Below are 354 nucleotides of genomic sequence, written 5' to 3' on the forward strand. Positions count from 1 at the left end.
CATTCATTAGGAGGCTGTCTAGCACAATTATTTACCTTGAGCTTTGCTAGATATGATAAAGGAGAGAGAGGGATAATAAATGAAGTCTATACTTATAATGCTCCCGGTGCTAGAGATTTAAGCATAGATGATTGTGGTGTAATTGATATAGATTTGTCTCATCTCTCAAATTATGATAGAGAAACTAGAGAAGAGCTATTGAAAGAATATATCTATAGTTTAGATTTAGAAAATATAACAAATAGACTGATTAAGAAACCACAATTACTAGGGAGAAGAGCTACCTATAATGATTGGTTATATAAAATTAGGGAGTATCTCAAGAGATTTTTAGCATTTCAACACAAAAAAGAA

General features: G+C 31.1%; 1 pseudogene. It reads left to right on the forward strand.

Going from position 1 to position 354, the window contains the following annotated elements:
- Positions 1 to 354, forward strand: a pseudogene (locus CQA53_RS13075) (hypothetical protein); the annotation flags it as partial.

The organism is Helicobacter didelphidarum (assembly GCF_003364195.1).
GTDB lineage: Bacteria > Campylobacterota > Campylobacteria > Campylobacterales > Helicobacteraceae > Helicobacter_A > Helicobacter_A didelphidarum.